Below are 20,554 nucleotides of genomic sequence, written 5' to 3'. Positions count from 1 at the left end.
CAAAACCTATACAGACGTCGCGATCTGTACAACATAGGTTCATCATAGATTCAAAGGTGTACAAGTCAAACAATTTGCACAAGTTTTTCCGAGGAGTGCCTACAACCAGCCGAACTTCCAGTGATCCTTATCGCAAAGGGCCTGCCATTTGAGCTGTTCGCTGCGTTTGGTCAACACCGCTTGCAACTCGACCTCCAGCACCTCCCCTTCGTCGTTGCGGATCAGCTCGGTCACCAGAAAGTGTTTCTCGCGGTTTTGCGGATGGGCTGCTGTCCATTTCGACAGCAGCAACTTGTTTGGGTTGATGCGGTTCACTGGAGGTGCTCATGCAAGCGGCGGGCGGCTTCCTGACCGCTGAGCCAGGCGCCTTCCACGCGTCCGGACAGGCACCAGTCGCCACACGCATACAGGCCCAGGTCGGCATCGGCCAGGGTGCCCCACTCATGGCTGCTCGCGGGACGGGCATAGAGCCAGCGGTGGGCGAGGCTGAAGCTCGGGGCGGGCATGGCACTGTGCAGCAGCTCGGCGAAGGCGCCGTGCAGTTGTTCGATCACGGCTTCTTTCGGCAGGTCGATGTGTTGGCGACTCCAGGCGCTGGTGGCATGCAACACCCAGGTATCGAGGGTGTTGTCGCGGCCCGGTTTACTGCGGTTGCGTGCCAGCCAGTCCAGCGGACTGTCCTGCACGAAACAGCCTTCCATGGGGGTGTCCAGCGGGGTTTCGAACGCCAGTGCGACCGCCCAGGTAGGGTCCATTTTGACCCCGGCGGCGGCACCGGCAAGCTTCGGCGCGGAGGCCAGCAACGCGGTTGCCTGAGGCGCCGGCGTGGCGATTACCACATGGCTGAAGGGGCCATGGGTGAAGCCTTCGGCGTCTTGCAGGTGCCAGTGTTCTTCGCCGCGATAGACCTCGGTGATGCGACAGGCGAAATGCACTTCCAGGTCGCCGAGCAAAGCGCGGGTTATGGCGCTCATGCGCGGCGTACCGACCCAACGGGTCTGTTCGTCCGGGGACAGGTTGAGCTGGCCGCCATGAAAGGTGTACAGCTGCGGCGTCCATTCGGCGACCCAGCCGTTGGCTTGCCAGCGCTGCACTTCGGTGACGAAGCGGCGATCGCGAGCGGTGAAATATTGTGCGCCCATGTCCAGGGCGCCCGCGTCGCTACGCTTGCTCGACATGCGTCCGCCACTGCCGCGGCTTTTATCGAAAAGTTGAACGACATGCCCTGCATCCGTCAGGGCTTGTGCGGCGGATAATCCGGCAATGCCGGTGCCGATGATCGCGATAGGTACAGTCATAAGGGCCTCGTTTACCTTTCTGTACAGACTACGCCGGGGTTTAAACCTGTACAATATTGTTTTTTGGTATAACTTTTAGCGTTCTCGTTCTGACAGCTTGGCCTATTGTTAAACACAGAGCCTGCCCGATACCAAAAGATCCCTTGCTTATAAAAATAGACTAGTGATCAGGGTAAAACGCCACGTGAGGAAGATGTCATGCACATATTGCTGACCGGCGGTACTGGTTTGATAGGACGTCAGCTCTGCCGACACTGGTCGAGTCAGGGGCATCGCCTGACAGTCTGGAGCCGGACGCCTGAAAAAGTCGCGAAAATCTGTGGCGATCAAGTGCGTGGAATCGCGCGGCTCGAAGACCTGGGCGCCGCCCCCGTCGATGCCGTGGTGAACCTCGCCGGTGCACCGATCGCGGACCGTCCATGGACTCACAAACGCAAAGCCTTGTTGTGGAGCAGCCGTATCACCCTCACTGAAACCTTGCTGACCTGGCTTGAAGGCCGTGAGCACAAGCCACAGGTATTGATTTCCGGGTCGGCGGTCGGCTGGTACGGTGATGGTGGCGAGCGCGAGCTGACCGAGGAATCGCCACCGGTCAACGAAGATTTCGCCAGTCAGTTGTGCATCGCCTGGGAGGAAACCGCGCAGCGCGCCGAGGCTTTGGGGATTCGTGTGATCCTTATACGCACCGGGCTGGTGTTGTCGGCCGAAGGCGGCTTTTTGTCGCGGCTGTTGTTGCCATTCAAATCAGGGTTGGGCGGCCCGATTGGCAATGGTCGCCAGTGGATGCCATGGATCCATATCAACGACCAAATCGCCCTGATTGATTTTCTTCTGCATCGCAATGAAGCCAGCGGTCCATATAATGCCTGCGCACCGAAGCCGGTGCGCAATCGCGAATTTGCCAAAACGTTGGGCAGCGTCCTCCACCGCCCGGCGTTCATGCCGTTGCCGGCCTTTGTATTGAAGATCGGCCTGGGCGAGTTGTCATTGTTACTGCTGGGCGGTCAGCGAGCCACTCCGGTTCGTTTGCTACAGGCGGGTTTCACTTTCCAGTTCACTGATTTGCGCGCGGCCCTGGACGATCTGTCCGGCCGCCTCTGAAATAGGATGTTGCATGACGGATCACGCATTGCTTCTGGTCAACCTGGGCTCGCCAGCCTCCACCTCGGTGGCGGATGTACGCAGCTACCTCAATCAGTTTTTGATGGACCCGTATGTGATCGACCTGCCATGGCCGGTTCGGCGCTTGTTGGTGTCGCTGATCCTGATCAAGCGCCCCGAGCAATCGGCCCATGCCTATGCCTCGATCTGGTGGGAGGAGGGCTCGCCACTGGTGGTGCTCAGCCGTCGCCTGCAACAGGCCGTGACTGCCCACTGGAAGCATGGCCCGGTGGAGCTGGCGATGCGTTATGGCGAACCGTCCATTGAGTCGTCGCTGCTGCGTCTGGTGGCGGCGGGAATCAAGCGAATCACCCTGGCGCCGCTTTATCCACAGTTCGCCGACAGCACCACCACCACTGTGATCGAAGAAGCCAGGCGGGTGGTGCGCGAGAAGAAACTCGATGTGCAACTGTCGGTGCTCCAGCCGTTTTACGATCAGCCGGAATACCTCGACGCCCTGGTGGCCAGCGCCAAACCTTATCTGCAACAGGACTACGATCACCTGTTGTTGAGCTTTCACGGATTGCCTGAGCGCCACCTGACCAAGCTCGATCCGACCGGCCAGCATTGCTTCAAGAATGACGATTGCTGCAGGAATGCTTCGCCGGCCTCCCTGACGACCTGTTACCGCGCCCAATGCCTGCGCAGCGCGGCTGAATTTGCCAAGCGCATGGGCTTGCCGGACGGCAAGTGGTCGGTGTCATTTCAATCGCGACTGGGCCGTGCGAAATGGATTGAACCCTACACCGAAGCGCGCCTCGACGAACTGGCCAAGAGTGGCGTGAAAAAGGTGCTGGTGATGTGCCCGGCGTTCGTCGCTGACTGCATCGAGACACTGGAGGAGATCGGTGATCGCGGACGGGAGCAATTCCTCGAAGCGGGCGGTGAGGAGTTGGTATTGGTGCCGTGCCTCAACGATGACCCGCAGTGGGCGCGGGCGTTGAGTACGTTGTGCGAGCGAGCGCCGTTGGCGCTGTAGGAACACAACCTGTGGCGAGGGAGCGAGCGCCCTCGCCACAGGGGATCATCTGTTACAGCAGCGGCTCATCCGCCTTCTTGTGCTTCCAGCTGTCATTGCCCGGCAGAATCAGGTTCAGCGCAATCGCCACCACCGCGCACAGCGCGATGCCTTTGAGGCCGAAGTCATCGGGGCCAGTGCCGGTGCCGACCAGTACGCCGCCAATCCCGAACACTAGGGTCACCGACACGATCACCAGGTTGCGTGCTTCGCCCAGGTCGATCTTGTGGCGAATCAGCGTGTTCATGCCCACGGCCGCGATCGAGCCGAACAACAGGCAGAGAATCCCGCCCATCACCGGCACCGGAATGCTTTGCAGCAGTGCGCCGAACTTGCCGATGAACGCCAGGCTGATGGCGAAGATTGCCGCCCAGGTCATGATTTTCGGGTTGTAGTTCTTGGTCAGCATCACGGCGCCGGTGACTTCGGCGTAGGTGGTGTTCGGTGGACCGCCGAACAGGCCGGCAGCAGTGGTGGCAATGCCATCGCCGAGCAGGGTGCGATGCAGGCCGGGTTTTTTCAGGTAATCGCGACCGGTCACGCTACCCACGGCAATCACACCGCCAATGTGCTCGATGGCCGGAGCCAGCGCCACGGGAACGATGAACAGGATCGCCTGCCAGTTGAATTCCGGCGCAGTGAAGTGCGGGATGGCGAACCAGGGTGCGGCGGCAATTTTCGCGGTATCGACCACGCCAAAGTAGAACGCCATGGCAAACCCCACCAGCACGCCGGAAATGATCGGCACCAGGCGGAAAATGCCTTTGCCGAACACCGCGACGATCAGGGTGGTCAGCAACGCTGGCATCGAGATCATCATCGCCGTCTGGTAATGAATCAGCTCAGTGCCGTCACCGGCCTTGCCCATCGCCATGTTGGCGGCAATCGGCGCCATGGCCAGGCCAATGGAGATGATCACCGGGCCGATGACCACGGGCGGCAGCAAACGGTCGATGAAACCGGTGCCTTTGATCTTCACGGCCAGGCCGAGGAAGGTGTAGACGAAACCGGCCGCCATCACGCCGCCCATGGTCGCGGCCAGGCCGAACTGGCCTTTGGCGAGGATGATCGGGGTGATGAAGGCAAAGCTCGAGGCCAGGAACACCGGCACCTGACGCCCGGTGACGATCTGGAACAGAATCGTCCCCAGGCCGGCGGTAAACAGCGCCACGTTCGGGTCCAGGCCGGTGATCAGCGGCATCAGCACCAAGGCGCCGAAGGCCACGAACAGCATCTGTGCACCGGACAGTACCGTGCGCCAGAGCGGATCGTTGAACTCATCCTGCATGGTCAAGCGTCCTTCTGCTTGGTGCCGAAGATCTTGTCACCGGCATCGCCCAGGCCCGGGATGATATAACCGTGCTCGTTCAATTTTTCATCGATGGAAGCGGTGTAGATGGTCACGTCCGGGTGAGCTTTCTCGACCACGGCGATGCCTTCCGGCGCGGCCACCAGCACCATGGCGCGGATGTCCTTGCAGCCCGCTTTCTTGAGCAGGTCGATGGTGGCGACCATCGAGCCGCCGGTGGCGAGCATCGGGTCGATGATCATCGCGAGCCGTTCGTCGATTTCAGGTACGAGTTTTTCCAGATAGGTGTGGGCTTCGAGGGTTTCCTCGTTGCGGGCCACGCCCACGGCGCTGACTTTGGCGCCCGGGATCAGGCTCAGCACGCCTTCGAGCATGCCGATGCCGGCGCGCAGGATCGGTACTACAGTAATTTTCTTGCCGGCGATTTTCTCGACCGACACGGTGCCGCACCAACCTTCGATATCGTAGGTTTCCAGCGGCAGGTCTTTGGTGGCTTCATAGGTCAGCAGGGCGCCGACTTCCTGAGCGAGCTCACGGAAATTCTTGGTGCTGATGTCTGCGCGGCGCATCAGGCCAAGTTTATGACGGATCAGCGGATGGCGGATCTCGAGGATGGGCATGGGAAAGGCTCCGGCGGCGGGCAAAAAAACCGGCCTAGATTAATCTATCCGAGGGTGTTGTCCTATAGACATTCAGTACGTTAGTCCACAAACGCTTGATCTGGCCTCGCTTGATGCGTACCTTTGCCCGCTTTTCCCGAATCCGTCACCCCCTGGAGAGCACCATGTCCGCTGATCTCGAGCATATCCGTCAAATCATGCGAGAGGCTGACTGCCTGTACACCGAAGCTGAAGTCGAGGCGGCCATCGCTCGCGTCGGTGCGCACATCAACGAACAACTGGCAGACAGCAATCCGGTGGTGTTCTGTGTGATGAACGGCGGGCTGATTTTCGCCGGCAAACTGCTGACCCATCTGCATTTCCCGCTAGAAGCCTCCTACCTGCACGCCACCCGCTATCGCAACGAAACCAGCGGCGGCGAGCTGTTCTGGAAGGCCAAGCCGGAAGTGTCGTTCATCGACCGCGACGTGCTGATCATCGATGACATCCTCGACGAAGGTCACACCCTGGGCGCGATCATCGACTTCTGCAAACACGCCGGCGCGCGCAAAGTGCACACCGCCGTGCTGATCGACAAGGACCATGACCGCAAGGCGCGTCCGGATCTCAAGGCCGATTTCGTGGGGCTGCCATGCATCGACCGTTACATCTTCGGCTACGGCATGGACTACAAAGGCTACTGGCGCAACGCCAATGGGATTTTTGCCGTTAAAGGTATGTAAGACCATGACCAACGCGAGCTTTCTTGATCAAACGCTGTTCGCTGAACTGGCCGAGAAAGCCGCGGCTAATCCTCGCGGGCGCCAACATCACAATTTCCACCAGATGGAAGAGGCTTGTCACCGCATGGCGGTGGGTTTGCAGCCCACCACCTATATCCCGCCTCACCGGCACCTGGGGGAAACAAGGCTGAAACCTTGCTGGTGCTCAAGGGGAAGCTGGGCTTGTTGATCTTCGACGAATCCGGTGCAGTGCTGAGCAGGTCGGTCCTGCAGGCCGGTGGTGATTGCGTTGGCGTGGACCTGCCAGCTGGCGTGTTCCATGGTCTGGTGGCGCTGGAGGCCGACAGCCTGATGTTCGAATGCAAGGCCGGTCCTTACCGCCCGGTGGGTGAAGGCGAGCAGGCCCACTGGGCACCGCGTGAAGGTGAACCGGGTGTCGCGGAGTATCACGCCTGGATGCGCGCGCAGTTCGACTGAACCATGACCTGCAGGAGCGAGCCTGCAAGAGATGTGTTCACCCCTCCAGTCCTGTTAGCTCATGCTAGAGTGCTCAGCCCCGATTCCGGAGCCTGTCATGAGCCGTTCGATCCGCTGCTGCGCCGCCCTGTTGCTGACCCTCAGCCTTCCCCTGGCCGCCGCCCCGGCGTCGATGCATGCGCAGTTCCTGCCACCGGATGACCTGACCCTGCGCGATGCCGCGCCTGAGCAGCAACAACTGATGCAGGTCACCGACTATTCAGTGGTGGTTGGTGCGCAACGCCAATCCAACCAGCAACCGATTCCGGTCACCTCGCCGCTGTCGATCCGCCTCAAGGGCAAATCCTTGAACAAGGGCGCCACGATCAATCAGGTGCTGGTCAACTTCGACGGCGAAAGCAAAAGCCTGAAAAAACCGGCCTACGACGACAAGAGCAAGACCCTGACGCTCTATTACCCCCTGGCTCATTACCGGGTGGTGATGGACTTGCTGCGCAATGACACGGTGTATTGCCAGTTCCTCAGTTATGCCAATGGCCATATCTGGGCCGATCTTCACACTGGCAGTGTTCGTCCGCGTTGAGTGCCGGGCCCGCGCAGGGGTAAACTGCCCGCCCCGTGAAATGTCTGCGAGCTGGAGTCGGCAATGCGTAAAGATAAGAAACAAGTGATTGGTGACGAGATCGGCGATGAGCAGATCAAGTTGTTCCTCGATTTCGAACCGGTCGACGCCACTTCGCCTTCGTTGCACAAACTGATCAAGGCTTATCGTGGCCTGCGTATCGATGATTTCGAGCGTTTTCTGACGTTCTTCGTCGAGGCCGGTCTGGACCTGAACGGCAAGGACGAGCACGGCAATGATTTTGTCGCCCTGATCAAGGATCAGCGCAACGCAGCGGATTACATCGAGCTGATCGAGAAAGCGCGCGGCTGATTTGTAGCGAGGGAGCAAGCTCCGTCGCTACAACGATAGGTTGACCGCCCATAAAAAAAACGCCCCGCTCTCAATGAGAACGGGGCGTTTTTTGTGTGGCTCAATCAAGCGTAGCTTTCGGTTTCGCTGCTTGCTTCAACCAGTTCCAGCGCGACGTTGTTCTGCGCGTTGATCTTGCGATACAGCGCAGCGTCGGTTTCCAGGACTTTCTCACGGGCCGGGAAGATTTCTGCCAGTTTGGCAGCCCATTCGCCCTTGGCTTTGCCCGGGAAGCATTTTTCGATCAGCTCGATCATGATCGAAACGGTCACCGAGGCACCCGGCGAAGCGCCGAGCAGCGCGGCCAGGGAACCGTCCTTGGCGGCGACCAGTTCGGTGCCGAATTGCAGGACGCCACCTTTCTTCGGGTCTTTCTTGATGATCTGTACCCGTTGGCCAGCCACTTCCAGGCGCCAGTCTTCGGCTTTCGCCTCCGGGTAGAAGCGGCGCAGGGATTCCAGACGCTGTTCCATCGATTGCATCACTTCGCTGACCAGGTACTTGGTCAGGTCCATGTTGTTTTTCGCCACGGCGAGCATCGGGCCGATGTTGCCGGCGCGAACCGACATCGGCAGGTCCATGAAGGAACCGTGCTTGAGGAACTTGGTGGTGAAACCGGCATAAGGTCCGAACAGCAGGGACTTCTTGCCATCGACGACCCGGGTGTCCAGGTGCGGTACGGACATCGGTGGCGAACCCACGGCAGCCTGGCTGTAGACCTTGGCCTGGTGATGCTTGACCACTTCCGGGTTGTCGCAACGCAGCCATTGGCCACTGATCGGGAAGCCGCCGAAGCCTTTGCTCTCTTCGATGCCCGAAGCTTGCAGCAGTGGCAACGCCGCGCCGCCAGCACCGAGGAAAACGAATTTGGCATCGACATCACGGGAACTGCCGCTGTTGACGTCCTTGATGCTGACGGTCCAGCCGCCGTTATTGCGCTTCAGGCCGGTCACACGCTTGCAGTACTTGACCTGGGCATCGGGTGCGCTGGTCAGGTGCTTGAGCAACTGGTTGGTCAGGGCGCCGAAGTTGACGTCGGTGCCATTGATCACGCGGGTGGCGGCGAGGGTTTCGCCAGGGTCGCGGCCAGGCATCATCAATGGCATCCACTCTGCCATTTTAGCCTTGTCTTCGGTGTACTCCATGCTGGAGAAGGCGTGGTGCTTGCTCAGCACCTTGAAGCGTTCCTTGAGGAACGACACACCACTTTCACCCTGCACGAAGCTCAGGTGTGGAACCGGGCTGATGAATGATTTGCATGAGCCGAACGTGCCTTTCTTGGTCAGGTACGACCAGAATTGCTTCGACACCTCGAACTGGGTGTTGATGTGCACGGCCTTCTTGATGTCGACGGTGCCATCGGCAGCCTGCGGCGTGTAGTTCAACTCGCACAGGCCAGCGTGACCGGTGCCGGCGTTGTTCCAAGGGTTTGAACTTTCCGCAGCACCGGAATCCATCAGCTCGACGACTTCCAGCTTGATCGCGGGGTCGAGCTCTTTGAGCAGTACCGCGAGGGTGGCACTCATGATGCCGGCCCCAACCAGTACTACGTCGACTGCTTCGTTATGCGCCATTTAACGCGTCTCCAAAATCTGCAGCACCAAATTGACGGCATGGCTGCCAGGCGTTCCGGGGCGTGTCAGTGATGCCCCAGGTACTCATGGCCAGGATTGCCATGTCCGAATCTTCGCAATTTTTCGCAACTTCGACGGACGCTACCTGCCGGGCCTATGAGCCATATGAACTCATTTCAGCGCGCGGGAGGCAATTCGACTTATGGTCGATACTTCCGTTTGTGCAACCAAATCCGTAGCGGACAGGCTTCAGGCTCCGGTGTTCGAGGAGTACTCGATCCTGTGTCGTTGGGCTGTTGTAGACGCTAATGGTGCATGTTCAGACGCAAAACTATTCATTTGCTCGCCACACTCTTGTGAAGTTGTGAAAACCCGTTTTTTTCACGCTCTTTTGAAGACGTGAACCTCAAAAAAGGGCTGTCCCAGCCTGGCACCGTGCCCGGATGGCTTGCCGCCAGGGAAACCATGGCAGGCAAAACGGGCAAACAGCTCAGTGACCGAGCGTAATGACAGCTCTACAGATTCGCGGTAAGTGGAGGTTTTGCCGAAGAAAACAGCAAGCGCGCCAGCTTCACTCGATCTGTGTGGGCGGCTCTCTGTGGGCGGTGCGGGGTGCCAATACCTGGGCATTGACGATGCTGCGAGGCCCGATCAGGAGACGTCCTTATAATCGGGGGGAGATTGTATCTAAGAAATGCAGGGAAATGGTCGTGTTTAATGACTTTTATTAGGCGTCTGGTCAGGTCGTTAGCAGATGTTGCACCCGCGAACGGGATTGATGCTGACTGATGCGGGCGCCAGCGGGCAGAGGTCGGTGCAACCAGTTGAGGCGAATTTCTTCGATTTCGACCCAGCCATCGCCCATCGGTTGAAGGCTGCATTGCTTGAATGCCTGGCAATGGCCCTTGCTGTCGAGCAGGGCAAAGCTGCGGTGGCGCGGACGTGGGGTGAACAGCGAAACGAGAAAACGCATGGCGGATTACCTTTTGGGTGGTTACCGACAAAGTTGACAGCCAGTCGTGACACGCAAGTGAATGGCGGATGAAAAATGTGTGACAGGAACCGCGTGGGCGAGGGTGTGTCAGAGATTTCAGTAATCGTTGCATGACCCTAGTTAGCCGCAGTGGCGCACCGCTATACTGCCGGCCTGTTTGTGCCTGATTCTGGAGAGAAGAGCATGTTGCAACGCCTGTTGTTCGGTTTGATCACTGTGACCAGCTTGACGCTGGTCGGCTGCGCCCACAGTCCGCAACAACTGAGCCCGGAACCCAAGCTCACCGCTCAACTGGCGCCGGTAGGCCACGGTCAGCCGGTGGTGGTGCGTGTGGTGGACGGCCGTCCGTCGCCGACCCTGGGCACCCGTGGTGGCCTGTACCCGGAAACCAGCGCGATTACCGTGCAAGGCCAGCAGATCCTGCCGAAGTTGCAGGCTCAAGCCGAAGCCGCCGTGCGCCTGCTGGGCTTCACCCCGACAACCAACGCGATGAATGCGCCACAACTGACCGTGACCCTGACCGAGCTGAAGTATCAGTCGCCTAAAGAAGGCATGTATGTGACCGAGGCAACCATCGGCGCGACCTTCCGCTCCGATGTGCAGAACGCCAATCGTCGCTACAGCGGTCGTTATGGTTCATCCCTGGACCAGCGTTTCGGCATGGCGCCGAACCAGGAAACCAACACCAAGCTGGTCAGCGACGTGTTGAGCGATGCCTTGACCCGACTGTTCAAGGATCCGACCGTGGGGCAGATTCTCGGCGAGTAATGCGAGCCCCTGTAGGAGCGAGCCTGCTCGCGATGGACTTGAGGACGCCGCGGGGCATCAGATACCCCGCGTAATCGTTAACGACCATCGCGAGCAGGCTCGCTCCTACAGGGGGACGTGGTATCAAGCTGCTTGCGAGTAAAAATCCAGCACACTGACGCCTGTCAGCAAATCCGCTTCGGGCAAGTCCGCATGTTGATGGCCGCCCAGCGCGCAATACACCAGCCAATGGCGGTCCTGAACGTTGAAAGCGAGGCTGCCGACGAGGGCTTGTTGTTCGTCGCTGTGATTGATGAGGTAGAGGCGATCCTGGTTTTCTGCGTGCAACATGACACGGTCCCTGTCGGTTTCGAGGGGCGACAGACTGACCGATACAGATGACGGTGTCGTGACGCAGGACAACCGTTGGTCAAATGCTTGTTATTTGTCGGAAAGAGCGGGCAGACGCCCAGGCTTTCGGTAGAATTCGCGCGCGGTCGTCGGTTCGGCGTCTGCCACATCTGTTTCCCCCGAGGCCCATGATGTCGCTGCATTTGATGACGCTGTTTACCTCCCATCCCGCCAAATTGATCAATCTGCTGGCCTTGCTCTTTGCTTGCCCCGGCGGATGGCTGCTGCACGCGACCCGCCGCCGCGAGCAGCGCGCGATGGCCAGCCTCGAGGCGCAGAGCCAGAGTCGTCGCATCGATGAGCCCATGTTGTTTCTTGATGGCGCGACCGTGCGCATGAACCGGTTTTTCTACAGCTTCGGTTTTGCCTGCCTGGGGTTGGCGTTGCTGGTGTCGTGGATCAGCACGCGGGTCTGAAGTTGACCTGAACCCTGTGTGGGTTGATCAGAAAAAACAAACGGCGCCCAAAGGCGCCGTTGTCGTATCCGCGAACAGCTTTACAGCGGCAATCCTGCCTTCACACGGTACTGATTGCGTACCGGCGTCGCATATTGCACCACCAGGAAGGGGCGGTGCTCCTCGGGGCAGGCGTCCAGGCGCTGTTGCCATTGCTCCTGGGCCTTGGCCAGTTCGTCGGCCGGGAATATCTTGGCGGCGCTCGGTACCTGCAATTGCGGGTCGGCGTCCTTCCATTGCGCATAGGCGAGGTAGTGCACCGGGAACAGGCGATAGCCGCCGAGGATTTGCTTGTCCATTTCGACGGCCAGTTGCTTGGTGTCTTCGAACAGCTCGGTGATCGGTGCGGCAAAGTTCACATGGACCCGACCCTTGTAGCCGGTAATGCCCTTGGCGATGCTGACGTCGTCCTCGCCCGGCACTTTGGTGTAGCTGCCGGTGGTGGCTCGGATATACAGCTCACGGGCCTTGGCCAGGTCGCACGGGTCGTATTCGTAGCTGATCGACACCGGAGTGAGGTTCAGCGAGCGAATGACTTCGCCAAATGGCTCGTCCTTGCGGCTCATGTGGAACATCTTGAGGATGGCCGACTCGGTACGGTCGTCGCCGTCCTTGGCCCGGCCCTCGGCCTGGGCGATCCAGATCGAGGCGCAATCGTTGCGGATCGAATGATTGATGTACGCGGAGAGCAGTTGGTACGCCGCCATCTTCTCGCGGCGACCGCTGATCGAGCGGTGCACGATGAAGCTTTTGTTCAGGCGCATCAGGTCGCTGACGAAGGGCTTTTGCAGCAGGTTGTCGCCAATGGCGATGCGTGGGGTCGGCAGGCCGGCGTGGTACACGGCGTAGTTGACGAAAGCCGGGTCCATCACGATGTCGCGGTGGTTGGCGATGAACACGTAGGCGCTGCCGGACTTGAACTGCTCGACGCCGGTGTACGTCACACCGTCCGTGGCCCTCTCGATGGTGTGGTCGACATACACCTCGACTTTGTCCTGCAACGAGGCGACCGAATTGACGCCGGCGAACTCACGACGCAGCCGATGAGCTATAAGAGGTTTGAGCGCCCAGCCTAAAGCGCCAGCGAAACGCGGGAAGCGGAAGTGGGTGAGGATATCTAGAAACGCCTTGTCGCCGAGCAACCGTGCCAGCACCGCTGGGACTTCGCTGTCGTCGTAAGGTCGGATGGCATCGAATTCGCCCATCATGCTCTCTTGTTGGAAACGGCTAGGGTAAGTAAAGGTTTTGATCGAAAACCGACGGGGCACGGTCTGAAAAGTAGTCAGACAAAAATAGCCCTGCAAATAGACCGGCGATTATACGCACAAGTCACCTGGGAGACCGCGATGCTGGAAACCGAGCATTATCAATGTCCGTATTGTGGTGAAGTTTGCGAGGCGGTTCTGGACTTGTCTGGCGGTGATCAGCAGTACATTGAGGACTGTCCAGTGTGTTGTCGGCCGATTGTGTTCACGCTGCAAACCGATGGTCAGGAATGGATGCTCGACGTGCATGGCGAAAACGAGTGAGAACCCTTTATGCAGCGCATCTACGAACCGGAAAACCTGATGGAAGGCGAGTTGCTGCAAAGCATGCTGGCCAGTGAGGGCATCGCGGCGCATCTGGTCGGTCGGGATCTGGTGGGCGGCACCGGCGAACTGCCGATCTTCGGCCTGCTGGGATTGGCGGTGGAGAACGATCAGGCGCAATACGCCCGGGAGCTGATCACCGCGTACAATGCCGCGCTGCCGCTGTCCGGCGATGAACCGGAAAGTTTTCCAGGCACGCTGGTCTGTTAGGCTGGCGTTCGTTTGATCAAGAGTCGTGTTGCCCCATGTGTGGACGTTATGCCCTGTTTCGCTGGAATCCCGCCTTCGCGGCCCTGCCCGGTTTTCCCGCCGATCAGCAGGCGCAGTGGAACATTTCCCCCAATGATTCGGTGTTGATGCTGCGTGCCGGTGCGGACGGTCAGCGCGAGTTGGCCCGTGCCCGTTGGGGCCTGACGCCGCCCTGGCTGACCGATCTGTCGCGCACTCCGGCCCACGCCCGCGCCGAAACCGTTGCCGAACAACCGATGTTTCGCCAGGCCTTGCGCGAACGCCGCTGCCTGTTGCCGGCCAACGGTTTCTACGAATGGCGCGGCACCACGCGCAAGCGCCCGTACTGGTTGACGCCTGGGGAGGGCTCATCGTTGTTTTTCGCGGCCATCTGGGAGGCGTATCCGGTGCAGGAGCAGGTGTGGTTGAGCACGGCCGTGATTACCCAACCAGCCGCCAGTCAGCGCCGACCGTTGATTCTCGATGCGGCGGCGCAGGACATCTGGCTCGACCCCGAAACGCCGTTGCATGCCTTGCAGGCATTGCTGGCCAGCGAGCCCGCAGCCTTGCGCGAACGGGTACTGGCGAACATGGTCAATGATCCGAAGCTCAATGGGCCGGAGTGTTTGACGCCGGGTTGAGTTCTTTGGCGACTGGACCGGCCCCGTCGCTGGCAAGCCAGCTCCCACAGTGGATTTGTGAACACCACAGGTCTGTGTGGGAGCTGGCTTGCCAGCGATGAGGGCCCTCGAATCAAACCCTGAACTGATTGATCAACCGCCGCTGCTGTTCGGCCAGCTTGGTCAGATCCGCACTGGCCGCGCTCGATTCATCCGCGCCGCCGGCCACTTCATTGGCCACTTGGCCGATGTTGATCACGTTCCGGTTGATGTCGTCGGCCACCGCACTTTGCTCCTCGGCGGCGCTGGCGATCTGGGTGTTCATGTCATTGATTACCGACACCGCTTTGGTGATGGTTTCCAGCGCCTCCGCCGCTTTTGCCGCGTGTTGCACGCTTTCGTCCGTGCGATTCTGGCTATCTTCCATGACCCGCACCACATCCCGCGTGCCTTGTTGCAACTGCTGGATCATGGTCTGGATTTCTTCCGTGGCTTTCTGGGTCTTCTGCGCCAGATTGCGCACTTCGTCAGCCACCACCGCGAAACCGCGCCCCTGTTCACCGGCCCGTGCCGCCTCAATGGCGGCGTTCAAGGCCAGCAGGTTGGTCTGCTCGGCGATCCCGCGAATGGCGGTGAGGATTGCGTTGATGTTCTCGCTGTCCTTGGCCAGGGTCTGTACGACACCGACCGCGCGCCCGATTTCCAGCGCAAGTGCGCCGATGGAGGTCGAGGTGTCGCGGACGATTTGCATGCCTTGGCTGGCAGCCTGATCCGCGTGGCTGGCGGCTTGCGCAGCCTGGGTCGCATTGCGCGCCACGTCTTGGGCGGTGGCGGTCATTTCGTGCACCGCCGTGGCAACCTGGTCGATCTCGGCCATCTGCTTGTGCACCCCGGTGTTGGTGCGAATGGCGATGTCGGCGGTGTGTTCCGACGAGTCGCTGACGCTCTGCACCGACGCCACCACCTGTGTGATCATCGCCTGCAACTTGGCCAGGAAGGTGTTGAAGCCTTTGGCAATCGAACCCAGTTCGTCGGCACGGTCGCTGGTCAGGCGGCGGGTCAGGTCGCCTTCGCCCTGGGCGATGTCGTCGAGCATGGCGACCATTTGCTTGAGTGGGCGAGCAATGCCGTGGCCCACCAGCCAGATCACCAGCAAACCGATACCGGCAATCAACAGGCCGACCATGGCCATGCCGAAGGTGTCGGATTTGCGTTGGGTATTGAGGTCAGCCTGAAGCTTTTGTAGATCGGCCATCACCGCGTCCAGCGGTAGTTGCAGCATCAGGGTCCAGCGCGCGTCGGTCTGGCCGATGCCGAAGGGCAGGTACAGCTCGATCCGGCCCTGGTTTTTGTCGACGGTATAGGTGACTTCGCCGCGCTTGAGATTGGCCATGTTGGCGATCTGCTTGCTGTCGAGGATGTCGCTGACCTTTTCGCCGAACTTGGTCGAGTCCTTGGTATAGGCGACGATCCGGCCGTTGCCGCCGATCAGGGCCATTTCACCAGCACCGCTGTAGAGCTTCTGGTTGGCGCCCAGAAGCATCTCCTGAATGAAGTTCACCGACAGGTCAGCGCCGACGATACCCTGGAACGCACCGTTGAGCATGATCGGTTCGATAAAGGAGGCGAGCATGACGATCTTGTCGCCGACCTTGTAGGGCGCCGGATCAATCACGCAGGATTTTTTGGTTTCCTTCGAGCACAGGTAGTACTCGCTGGCGCGCACGCCGGTGGACAGGGTTTTCTGGTCGTCGACATCCACCAGTTTGTCGAGGCCGAGGCTGCCGTCCTCGTTGCGGAACCACCACGGCAGGAAGCGCCCGTTGGCGGGGTCGATGCCGACGACTTTGGTCCCGATGTAGGCCGCATCGTTGTGATCCAGTGCGTCCTTTTCCCAGCCGATGTAGGTGCCGAGGATTTTCGGGTTCCTGGCGACGTTTTCCTTGATCAAGCCGATCAACTGCTCACGGCTGAGGCTCAGTGAAGGCTGGCCATCGGCACCCGGCGTACCGATGAGTGCATTGACCCGCACCAGTCCGCCTGCGATCAGCAGTGGCGCTTCGAGTTCGCGCTGAATCTGGCTGACCTGGGTCTGCGCCAGTGAGGTCAGGCGTTGTTCGATCACCTGCTCGAATTGCGCCTGGGTCCGCTCCTGGACCATGTCTTGCGTCCGTGCCCCGGAAAACAGTGCATAAACAACCAGTGCTGCGACGACACTTAAAACAATGGCGCCGGCAAGGGCTGCCACGGAAAACTGGATTGACTTGAATTTCATGGGGGCTCCGCACGCGAGAAGACGACTGCGGAGGTGTATCGGCAGGAGGTGGAGCGGGCATTAGCAGCTGTTACCGAAATGACTGTTTTGGCGTGTTCGAGGTCGTAATTGGATAAGGGCGAAACCTTATTGGCCGTGGCGTGCGCAGGTTTGTGAATTTTTTCCTGCAGTGGTGAGCGCTTTGCACGAAATCGGCGTCTTATATCCATTGTATCTGGCGTCGATACATTTGCGCGCATAGGATACGGGCATGTTTTTACGGAGCTTTTTGATGAACAAGACATTGGTGTTGTGTGGGCTGAGCGCGAGTCTGCTGCTTGCCGGCTGTCAGTCGGTCAACACGACCAGCGGTGGGGCCGTAGGTGTTGAACGCAAGCAATACATGTTCAGCATGTTGTCCACCGATGAGGTTAATCAGATGTACGCCCAGTCTTATCAAAAGACGGTAGGCGAGGCGAGCACTCAGGGTGTGCTGGACAAGACCAGTAACGATGCCAAGCGGATTCAGGCGATCTCCGATCGACTGATTGCCCAGGCTCCGGTGTTTCGTCCGGATTCGGCCCAGTGGAAGTGGGAAGTCAATCTGATCAAGAGCGATGAGCTCAACGCCAACTGCGGGCCGGGTGGCAAGATCATTTTCTACACGGGCCTGATGGACAGCCTGAAACTGACCGACGACGAAATCGCCGCCATCCTCGGCCATGAAATCGCCCACGCCCTGCGCGAGCACGGTCGCGAGGCGATGTCCAAGGCCTATGGCATCGAAATGGCCAAGCAGGGCGCCGGTGCCTTGCTCGGATTGAGCCAGGACAGCCTGGCACTGGCCGACACCGTGGCCAACTACGGCATGACCTTGCCCAACAGCCGCGCCAATGAAAACGAGGCGGACTTGATTGGTCTCGAACTGGCCGCGCGCGCCGGTTACAACCCGAATGCCGCGATCACCCTGTGGAACAAGATGAGCAAGGCTTCGGAAGGTGCCCCACCGGAATTCATGAGCACCCACCCGGCTTCGTCGAGTCGTATTGCGTCCTTGCAGGCGGCCATCCCGAAAGTCATGCCGCTTTACGAGCAGGCCAAGAAGTCCTGATCGGATTCAACAAAAGCTGCATGTTTTCAGCTTTTGTGGCGAGGGAGCAAGCTCCCTCGCCACAGTTCCTGGATACCGATCTAACGCGTCAGACCCAGCCGCTGCTCTGCATCGCCTTGTACACCGCCACGATGGCGAGGATGAAAAAGGCCGAAGCCGCGAGCCGACGAATCAGCGTCAGTGGCAATTTTTCAGCGGCAAAGTTACCCGCCAGAACCACGGGTACGTTGGCAATCAACATGCCCAGCGTGGTGCCGATAATCACCAGCCACAGCTCCGGATATTGCGCGGCGAGCATCACCGTCGCGATCTGAGTCTTGTCGCCGATTTCGGCGAGGAAGAACGCAATCAACGTGGTCAGGAACGGTCCGAACTTGCGGGCGGTGCTGGCTTCGTCGTCATCCATCTTGTCCGGCACGAGGGTCCACAGCGCAGTGGCGGTGAAGCTCGCCGCGAGGATCCAGTGCAGCATCGTATTCGAGAAGAAACTTCCCACCCAGGCGCCTACCGCGCCGGCTGCCGCGTGGTTGGCCAGGGTCGCGGCGATGATCCCGGCGATGATTGGCCAGGGTTTGCGGAAGCGAGCGGCGAGAATGAGCGCGAGCAGTTGCGTCTTGTCGCCGATTTCGGCCAAGGCAACGATTGCGGTAGGTACGAGTAGTGAATCCAGCATCAGGGGTTTTCCTAAGGGGCGGGTCGACACGGCTATGACACGTACAGCCTTCCCGCCCCGGGTAAGGTGTTCGTGTCATAGGTCTTGTCAAACCCCGGCGATCCATCTGATGTGGACGCTTGGGTCGCATACGCCATGGTCTGAGGACCAAGTATGTTGACGTATGCCGGACGAGCGTGGCGCTCGTGGGAGACTACTCCCCTAGGACGGAGCGGATTCTGCCTAGGCAAAATCCATTCGGCAAGCAGAAATTTCTTAACCGCGCTTGGCCCGGTAGATTCTGAAGCCCTGTCCCTCGGCCTTGATCGCGCACACGCCCAGATGCTCTTCGATCAGTGGTTGATACTTCAGGAAACTGTTCGCCACCAAGCGCAGTTCGCCGCCGTTTTTCAGATGTTTTGCGGCTTTTCGCAGCAAGTTCTCGGTGGCGAAGTAGTCGGTATGGACGCCGACGTGGAACGGCGGGTTACTCAGAATCGCACTCAAACCCATAGGCGCGGCGTCGATGCCGTCACCGGTAATGACGTCTGCTTCCAGACCGTTGGCAGCCAGGGTCAAGCGACTGCTGGCGGCGGCGAACGCATCCACGTCCAGCAAAGTGACCTGGTTGTGCGGGTAGCGACGTTTGACCGCCGCCCCCAGCACACCGGCGCCGCAGCCGAAATCCAGCAAATGGCCGCTCGGCAGTTTGTCCAGATGCTCCAGCAACAGCGCGCTGCCGCGATCCAGGCGACCATGGCTGAACACGCCCGGCAGGCTGATGACCTTGAGCGGGCCTTCCGCCAGCGGCAATTCGTATTCCTGGGCCAGGCTTTCCAGCGGTTTGGCTGCCGGTGCATTGACCACGGTGACTTGCCAGAGCTGGCAATGGCGCGCGCTGTCGAGTTTGCGTGGCTTGCCGAACGGGTTCAGTTGCTTGGCCGCCCCCTCGATACCGCTTTTTTTCTCGCCGACCAGATACACCTCACGGCCTTCCAGGCGCGAAGCCACGGCGTTGAGGATGTAATCGGTCAGGTCCTTGGACTTGGGCAGGAACACCACCGCGCTGTCGAACTCGCGCTGCGGGACATTCACGCCAAAATGGCTGCGCTCGGCAAAGCGCGCATCCAGGGCCGCCTGGTCGCCGGCGTGCCAGCACCAGCCGTGAGCGGCCGGCAGGCGACCGAGCAAGTCGTCGGCGGGCAAACCGGCCAGCAGCACCGAACCCTGAAATAACTCGGCCTGACGAAGCAGTACTTCACTGCGCGGATCCATAACTGCTCCTGTGGAAAAAAGTGCCGCAGTTTATCAACTGACGACCCGCAGCGCCTTACCGCTGAAGTACGCCAGAGCGTTTTCCGTGACTTGACCCACGATTCGTTGCCGCGCTTCGCGACTGCCCCAGGCGTTATGCGGGGTGACGATCAGTCGCGGGATGTCGTGGGCCAGCAGCGGATTGCCATGGGTCGGCGGTTCGACGCTCAAAACATCGGTGGCGGCGCCGCCCAGATGGCCGTTGCGCAAGGCATCGGCCAACGCCTGCTCGTCGATCAGGCCGCCACGGGCGGTGTTGACCACGAAAGCGCCGGGTTTCATCGAGGCGAGTTCGCGGGCGCCGATGAAATGACGGGTGTGTTCGTTGAGCGGGCAGTGCAGGGTCAGCGCGTCGATCTGCGGCAGCAGTTCTTCCAGCGGCAGGCGATCCGGGCGGGCAGGACGGCCTGGAATCTGACCCAACAGCACGCGCATGCCAAAGGCTTCGGCCAGGCGCGCGACCGCGCCGCCGAGTTCGCCGTGACCGAGCAAACCGAGGGTTTTGCCTTCCAGTTCGACGATTGGGTAGTCCAGCAGGCAGAACTGTTTGGCCTGTTGCCAGCGACCTTCGCCGACAGCTTTCTGATAGTCCGCCAGGCGTGTGGCCAGATTGAGCAGCAACATGAGGGTGTGCTGGGCCACCGATGGCGTGCCGTAGCCCTGGCAGTTGCACACGCTAATCCCGTGGGCGCGGGCGGCAGCGAGATCGACGTTGTTGGTACCGGTCGCCGTGATGAGGATCAGCTTCAGCTCGGGGCTGGCGGCCATGGCGGCGGCGTCGATCTGGATTTTATTGGTGATGGCGACAGTGGCGCCCTTGAGATGCTCGATCACCTGATCCGGCAGGGTCTGGGGGTATAGCTGCAACTCGCTGAAACAATCGCGTAACGGGCTGAGGTCGAGGTCGCCCAGATCCAGGGACGGGTGGTCGAGGAAAACGGCGCGGCGAATGTTCGTCATCAACTGTACCTTTTGTGCAATGAACTGAAGGCGTAATCTGCGAGCCTACCAGATGAAACAACCAGTT

23 protein-coding genes, 2 pseudogenes and 1 riboswitch are annotated in these 20,554 nt (G+C 59.9%); of the genes and pseudogenes, 12 read left to right on the top strand and 13 right to left on the bottom strand.

The window, feature by feature from the left end:
• Nucleotides 1-99: 99 nt before the first annotated feature.
• Both GQ39_RS20300 and GQ39_RS20295 read right to left on the bottom strand, forming a co-directional pair.
• The gene (locus GQ39_RS20300; RefSeq protein ID WP_047533127.1) at nt 100-315 is read right to left on the bottom strand and encodes a TIGR02450 family Trp-rich protein; all 216 of its coding nucleotides are present in this window, start codon (nt 313-315) and stop codon (nt 100-102) included.
• Nucleotides 312-1,298 carry an NAD(P)/FAD-dependent oxidoreductase gene (locus GQ39_RS20295; RefSeq protein WP_047533123.1) on the bottom strand — a complete coding sequence of 329 codons (987 nt, stop codon included), beginning with the start codon at nt 1,296-1,298 and terminating at the stop codon, nt 312-314. Before GQ39_RS20295 ends, GQ39_RS20300 begins: the two co-directional genes overlap by 4 nt.
• 198 nt (nt 1,299-1,496) lie before the next feature.
• Here GQ39_RS20295 and GQ39_RS20290 point away from each other — a divergent pair, with 198 nt between their 5' ends.
• The gene (locus tag GQ39_RS20290; protein WP_047533118.1) at nt 1,497-2,399 is read left to right on the top strand and encodes a TIGR01777 family oxidoreductase; all 903 of its coding nucleotides are present in this window, start codon (nt 1,497-1,499) and stop codon (nt 2,397-2,399) included.
• A gap of 13 nt (nt 2,400-2,412) precedes the next feature.
• Nucleotides 2,413-3,438, top strand: a complete 1,026-nt coding sequence (gene hemH / locus GQ39_RS20285) for a ferrochelatase (RefSeq protein WP_047533115.1) — start codon at nt 2,413-2,415, stop codon at nt 3,436-3,438.
• Nucleotides 3,439-3,490: 52 nt separating this feature from the next.
• Here hemH and GQ39_RS20280 read toward each other — a convergent pair whose 3' ends face one another.
• Together GQ39_RS20280 and upp are read right to left on the bottom strand one after the other, a co-directional pair.
• Nucleotides 3,491-4,765 carry a uracil-xanthine permease family protein gene (locus GQ39_RS20280; protein ID WP_047533114.1) on the bottom strand — a complete coding sequence of 425 codons (1,275 nt, stop codon included), beginning with the start codon at nt 4,763-4,765 and terminating at the stop codon, nt 3,491-3,493.
• 2 nt (nt 4,766-4,767) lie between these two features.
• Entirely contained in the window at nt 4,768-5,406 is a 639-nt protein-coding gene (upp, locus tag GQ39_RS20275) for a uracil phosphoribosyltransferase (protein ID WP_047533111.1), read from the bottom strand.
• Nucleotides 5,407-5,570: 164 nt separating this feature from the next.
• Between upp and GQ39_RS20270 the strand changes: the two genes are divergently transcribed.
• The 4 genes and pseudogenes from GQ39_RS20270 (at nt 5,571) to GQ39_RS20255 (ending at nt 7,539) form a co-directional block, all read left to right on the top strand.
• Nucleotides 5,571-6,128, top strand: a complete 558-nt coding sequence (locus tag GQ39_RS20270; protein ID WP_047533108.1) for a hypoxanthine-guanine phosphoribosyltransferase — start codon at nt 5,571-5,573, stop codon at nt 6,126-6,128.
• Between the two features lie 4 nt (nt 6,129-6,132).
• Nucleotides 6,133-6,605 (top strand): annotated as a pseudogene (locus GQ39_RS20265) (WbuC family cupin fold metalloprotein).
• 97 nt (nt 6,606-6,702) lie between these two features.
• Complete coding sequence (locus tag GQ39_RS20260) at nt 6,703-7,188, top strand: hypothetical protein (RefSeq protein ID WP_047533106.1); 486 nt, start codon at nt 6,703-6,705, stop codon at nt 7,186-7,188.
• Between the two features lie 63 nt (nt 7,189-7,251).
• A complete protein-coding gene (locus tag GQ39_RS20255) occupies nt 7,252-7,539 on the top strand; it encodes a PA4642 family protein (protein ID WP_047533104.1) in 288 nt (95 codons plus the stop codon).
• A gap of 104 nt (nt 7,540-7,643) precedes the next feature.
• Here the strand turns inward: GQ39_RS20255 and mqo are convergent, their stop codons facing one another.
• Nucleotides 7,644-9,152 carry a malate dehydrogenase (quinone) gene (gene mqo / locus GQ39_RS20250; RefSeq protein WP_047533102.1) on the bottom strand — a complete coding sequence of 503 codons (1,509 nt, stop codon included), beginning with the start codon at nt 9,150-9,152 and terminating at the stop codon, nt 7,644-7,646.
• A 739-nt stretch (nt 9,153-9,891) separates the two neighbouring features.
• Entirely contained in the window at nt 9,892-10,125 is a 234-nt protein-coding gene (locus tag GQ39_RS20245; RefSeq protein ID WP_047533099.1) for a hypothetical protein, read from the bottom strand.
• Between the two features lie 204 nt (nt 10,126-10,329).
• Here GQ39_RS20245 and GQ39_RS20240 point away from each other — a divergent pair, with 204 nt between their 5' ends.
• The gene (locus GQ39_RS20240; protein ID WP_047533097.1) at nt 10,330-10,914 is read left to right on the top strand and encodes a YajG family lipoprotein; all 585 of its coding nucleotides are present in this window, start codon (nt 10,330-10,332) and stop codon (nt 10,912-10,914) included.
• A 123-nt stretch (nt 10,915-11,037) separates the two neighbouring features.
• On the opposite strand, the gene GQ39_RS20235 is transcribed toward GQ39_RS20240, so the two are convergent.
• Nucleotides 11,038-11,244, bottom strand: coding sequence for a hypothetical protein (locus tag GQ39_RS20235; RefSeq protein ID WP_047533094.1), 207 nt, complete (start codon nt 11,242-11,244; stop codon nt 11,038-11,040).
• Nucleotides 11,245-11,435: 191 nt separating this feature from the next.
• Between GQ39_RS20235 and GQ39_RS20230 the strand changes: the two genes are divergently transcribed.
• Nucleotides 11,436-11,720, top strand: a complete 285-nt coding sequence (locus GQ39_RS20230; RefSeq protein WP_047533091.1) for a hypothetical protein — start codon at nt 11,436-11,438, stop codon at nt 11,718-11,720.
• A gap of 80 nt (nt 11,721-11,800) precedes the next feature.
• Here the strand turns inward: GQ39_RS20230 and GQ39_RS20225 are convergent, their stop codons facing one another.
• Nucleotides 11,801-12,964, bottom strand: a complete 1,164-nt coding sequence (locus tag GQ39_RS20225) for a 1-acyl-sn-glycerol-3-phosphate acyltransferase (protein WP_177329333.1) — start codon at nt 12,962-12,964, stop codon at nt 11,801-11,803.
• 141 nt (nt 12,965-13,105) lie between these two features.
• Between GQ39_RS20225 and GQ39_RS20220 the strand changes: the two genes are divergently transcribed.
• Genes GQ39_RS20220 through GQ39_RS20210 form a run of 3 tightly spaced genes read left to right on the top strand, consistent with a single transcriptional unit; the run spans nt 13,106 to nt 14,217 of the window.
• A complete protein-coding gene (locus GQ39_RS20220; protein ID WP_047533087.1) occupies nt 13,106-13,288 on the top strand; it encodes a CPXCG motif-containing cysteine-rich protein in 183 nt (60 codons plus the stop codon).
• Between the two features lie 9 nt (nt 13,289-13,297).
• Nucleotides 13,298-13,558 (top strand): putative signal transducing protein, encoded by a 261-nt coding sequence (locus GQ39_RS20215; RefSeq protein ID WP_047533085.1) that lies wholly within the window; start codon nt 13,298-13,300, stop codon nt 13,556-13,558.
• A 35-nt stretch (nt 13,559-13,593) separates the two neighbouring features.
• Complete coding sequence (locus GQ39_RS20210; protein WP_047533082.1) at nt 13,594-14,217, top strand: SOS response-associated peptidase; 624 nt, start codon at nt 13,594-13,596, stop codon at nt 14,215-14,217.
• Between the two features lie 112 nt (nt 14,218-14,329).
• On the opposite strand, the gene GQ39_RS33825 is transcribed toward GQ39_RS20210, so the two are convergent.
• On the bottom strand, nt 14,330-15,073 hold the full coding sequence (locus GQ39_RS33825) for a methyl-accepting chemotaxis protein (RefSeq protein ID WP_404943288.1): 744 nt from the start codon (nt 15,071-15,073) through the stop codon (nt 14,330-14,332).
• 111 nt (nt 15,074-15,184) lie between these two features.
• Nucleotides 15,185-15,382 (bottom strand): annotated as a pseudogene (locus tag GQ39_RS33820) (HAMP domain-containing protein); the annotation flags it as partial.
• Nucleotides 15,383-16,742: 1,360 nt separating this feature from the next.
• Here GQ39_RS33820 and GQ39_RS20200 point away from each other — a divergent pair.
• Nucleotides 16,743-17,561, top strand: a complete 819-nt coding sequence (locus GQ39_RS20200) for a M48 family metallopeptidase (RefSeq protein WP_047533076.1) — start codon at nt 16,743-16,745, stop codon at nt 17,559-17,561.
• An 88-nt stretch (nt 17,562-17,649) separates the two neighbouring features.
• Here GQ39_RS20200 and GQ39_RS20195 read toward each other — a convergent pair whose 3' ends face one another.
• The 3 genes from GQ39_RS20195 to GQ39_RS20185 all read right to left on the bottom strand — a co-directional run bounded on the left by GQ39_RS20195 (nt 17,650) and on the right by GQ39_RS20185 (nt 20,487).
• Nucleotides 17,650-18,234: a TMEM165/GDT1 family protein gene (locus GQ39_RS20195; RefSeq protein WP_047533074.1), complete on the bottom strand. Its 585-nt coding sequence runs from the start codon at nt 18,232-18,234 to the stop codon at nt 17,650-17,652.
• 89 nt (nt 18,235-18,323) lie between these two features.
• Nucleotides 18,324-18,449: riboswitch (yybP-ykoY riboswitch) on the bottom strand.
• Between the two features lie 40 nt (nt 18,450-18,489).
• Nucleotides 18,490-19,488, bottom strand: coding sequence for a class I SAM-dependent methyltransferase (locus GQ39_RS20190; protein ID WP_047533071.1), 999 nt, complete (start codon nt 19,486-19,488; stop codon nt 18,490-18,492).
• A 33-nt stretch (nt 19,489-19,521) separates the two neighbouring features.
• On the bottom strand, nt 19,522-20,487 hold the full coding sequence (locus GQ39_RS20185) for a 2-hydroxyacid dehydrogenase (RefSeq protein ID WP_047533068.1): 966 nt from the start codon (nt 20,485-20,487) through the stop codon (nt 19,522-19,524).
• Nucleotides 20,488-20,554 lie beyond the last annotated feature (67 nt).

The organism is Pseudomonas sp. 11/12A (assembly GCF_000800055.1).
GTDB classification, from domain to species: Bacteria; Pseudomonadota; Gammaproteobacteria; order Pseudomonadales; family Pseudomonadaceae; genus Aquipseudomonas; species Aquipseudomonas mohnii.
This window is presented reverse-complemented; position numbering and strand designations above follow the sequence as displayed.

Coding starts and splice junctions, on each gene's coding strand:
- GQ39_RS33825 (WP_404943288.1), bottom strand. CDS start 15,073: ATGGCCGAGATCGACCAGGTTGCCACGGCGGTGCACGAAATGACCGCC.
- GQ39_RS20225 (WP_177329333.1), bottom strand. CDS start 12,964: ATGGGCGAATTCGATGCCATCCGACCTTACGACGACAGCGAAGTCCCA.
- GQ39_RS20190 (WP_047533071.1), bottom strand. CDS start 19,488: ATGGATCCGCGCAGTGAAGTACTGCTTCGTCAGGCCGAGTTATTTCAG.
- hemH (WP_047533115.1), top strand. CDS start 2,413: ATGACGGATCACGCATTGCTTCTGGTCAACCTGGGCTCGCCAGCCTCC.
- upp (WP_047533111.1), bottom strand. CDS start 5,406: ATGCCCATCCTCGAGATCCGCCATCCGCTGATCCGTCATAAACTTGGC.
- GQ39_RS20215 (WP_047533085.1), top strand. CDS start 13,298: ATGCAGCGCATCTACGAACCGGAAAACCTGATGGAAGGCGAGTTGCTG.
- GQ39_RS20270 (WP_047533108.1), top strand. CDS start 5,571: ATGTCCGCTGATCTCGAGCATATCCGTCAAATCATGCGAGAGGCTGAC.
- GQ39_RS20210 (WP_047533082.1), top strand. CDS start 13,594: ATGTGTGGACGTTATGCCCTGTTTCGCTGGAATCCCGCCTTCGCGGCC.
- GQ39_RS20235 (WP_047533094.1), bottom strand. CDS start 11,244: ATGTTGCACGCAGAAAACCAGGATCGCCTCTACCTCATCAATCACAGC.
- GQ39_RS20195 (WP_047533074.1), bottom strand. CDS start 18,234: ATGCTGGATTCACTACTCGTACCTACCGCAATCGTTGCCTTGGCCGAA.
- GQ39_RS20230 (WP_047533091.1), top strand. CDS start 11,436: ATGTCGCTGCATTTGATGACGCTGTTTACCTCCCATCCCGCCAAATTG.
- GQ39_RS20255 (WP_047533104.1), top strand. CDS start 7,252: ATGCGTAAAGATAAGAAACAAGTGATTGGTGACGAGATCGGCGATGAG.
- GQ39_RS20185 (WP_047533068.1), bottom strand. CDS start 20,487: ATGACGAACATTCGCCGCGCCGTTTTCCTCGACCACCCGTCCCTGGAT.
- GQ39_RS20260 (WP_047533106.1), top strand. CDS start 6,703: ATGAGCCGTTCGATCCGCTGCTGCGCCGCCCTGTTGCTGACCCTCAGC.
- GQ39_RS20245 (WP_047533099.1), bottom strand. CDS start 10,125: ATGCGTTTTCTCGTTTCGCTGTTCACCCCACGTCCGCGCCACCGCAGC.
- GQ39_RS20290 (WP_047533118.1), top strand. CDS start 1,497: ATGCACATATTGCTGACCGGCGGTACTGGTTTGATAGGACGTCAGCTC.
- GQ39_RS20295 (WP_047533123.1), bottom strand. CDS start 1,298: ATGACTGTACCTATCGCGATCATCGGCACCGGCATTGCCGGATTATCC.
- GQ39_RS20280 (WP_047533114.1), bottom strand. CDS start 4,765: ATGCAGGATGAGTTCAACGATCCGCTCTGGCGCACGGTACTGTCCGGT.
- GQ39_RS20220 (WP_047533087.1), top strand. CDS start 13,106: ATGCTGGAAACCGAGCATTATCAATGTCCGTATTGTGGTGAAGTTTGC.
- GQ39_RS20200 (WP_047533076.1), top strand. CDS start 16,743: ATGAACAAGACATTGGTGTTGTGTGGGCTGAGCGCGAGTCTGCTGCTT.
- GQ39_RS20240 (WP_047533097.1), top strand. CDS start 10,330: ATGTTGCAACGCCTGTTGTTCGGTTTGATCACTGTGACCAGCTTGACG.
- mqo (WP_047533102.1), bottom strand. CDS start 9,152: ATGGCGCATAACGAAGCAGTCGACGTAGTACTGGTTGGGGCCGGCATC.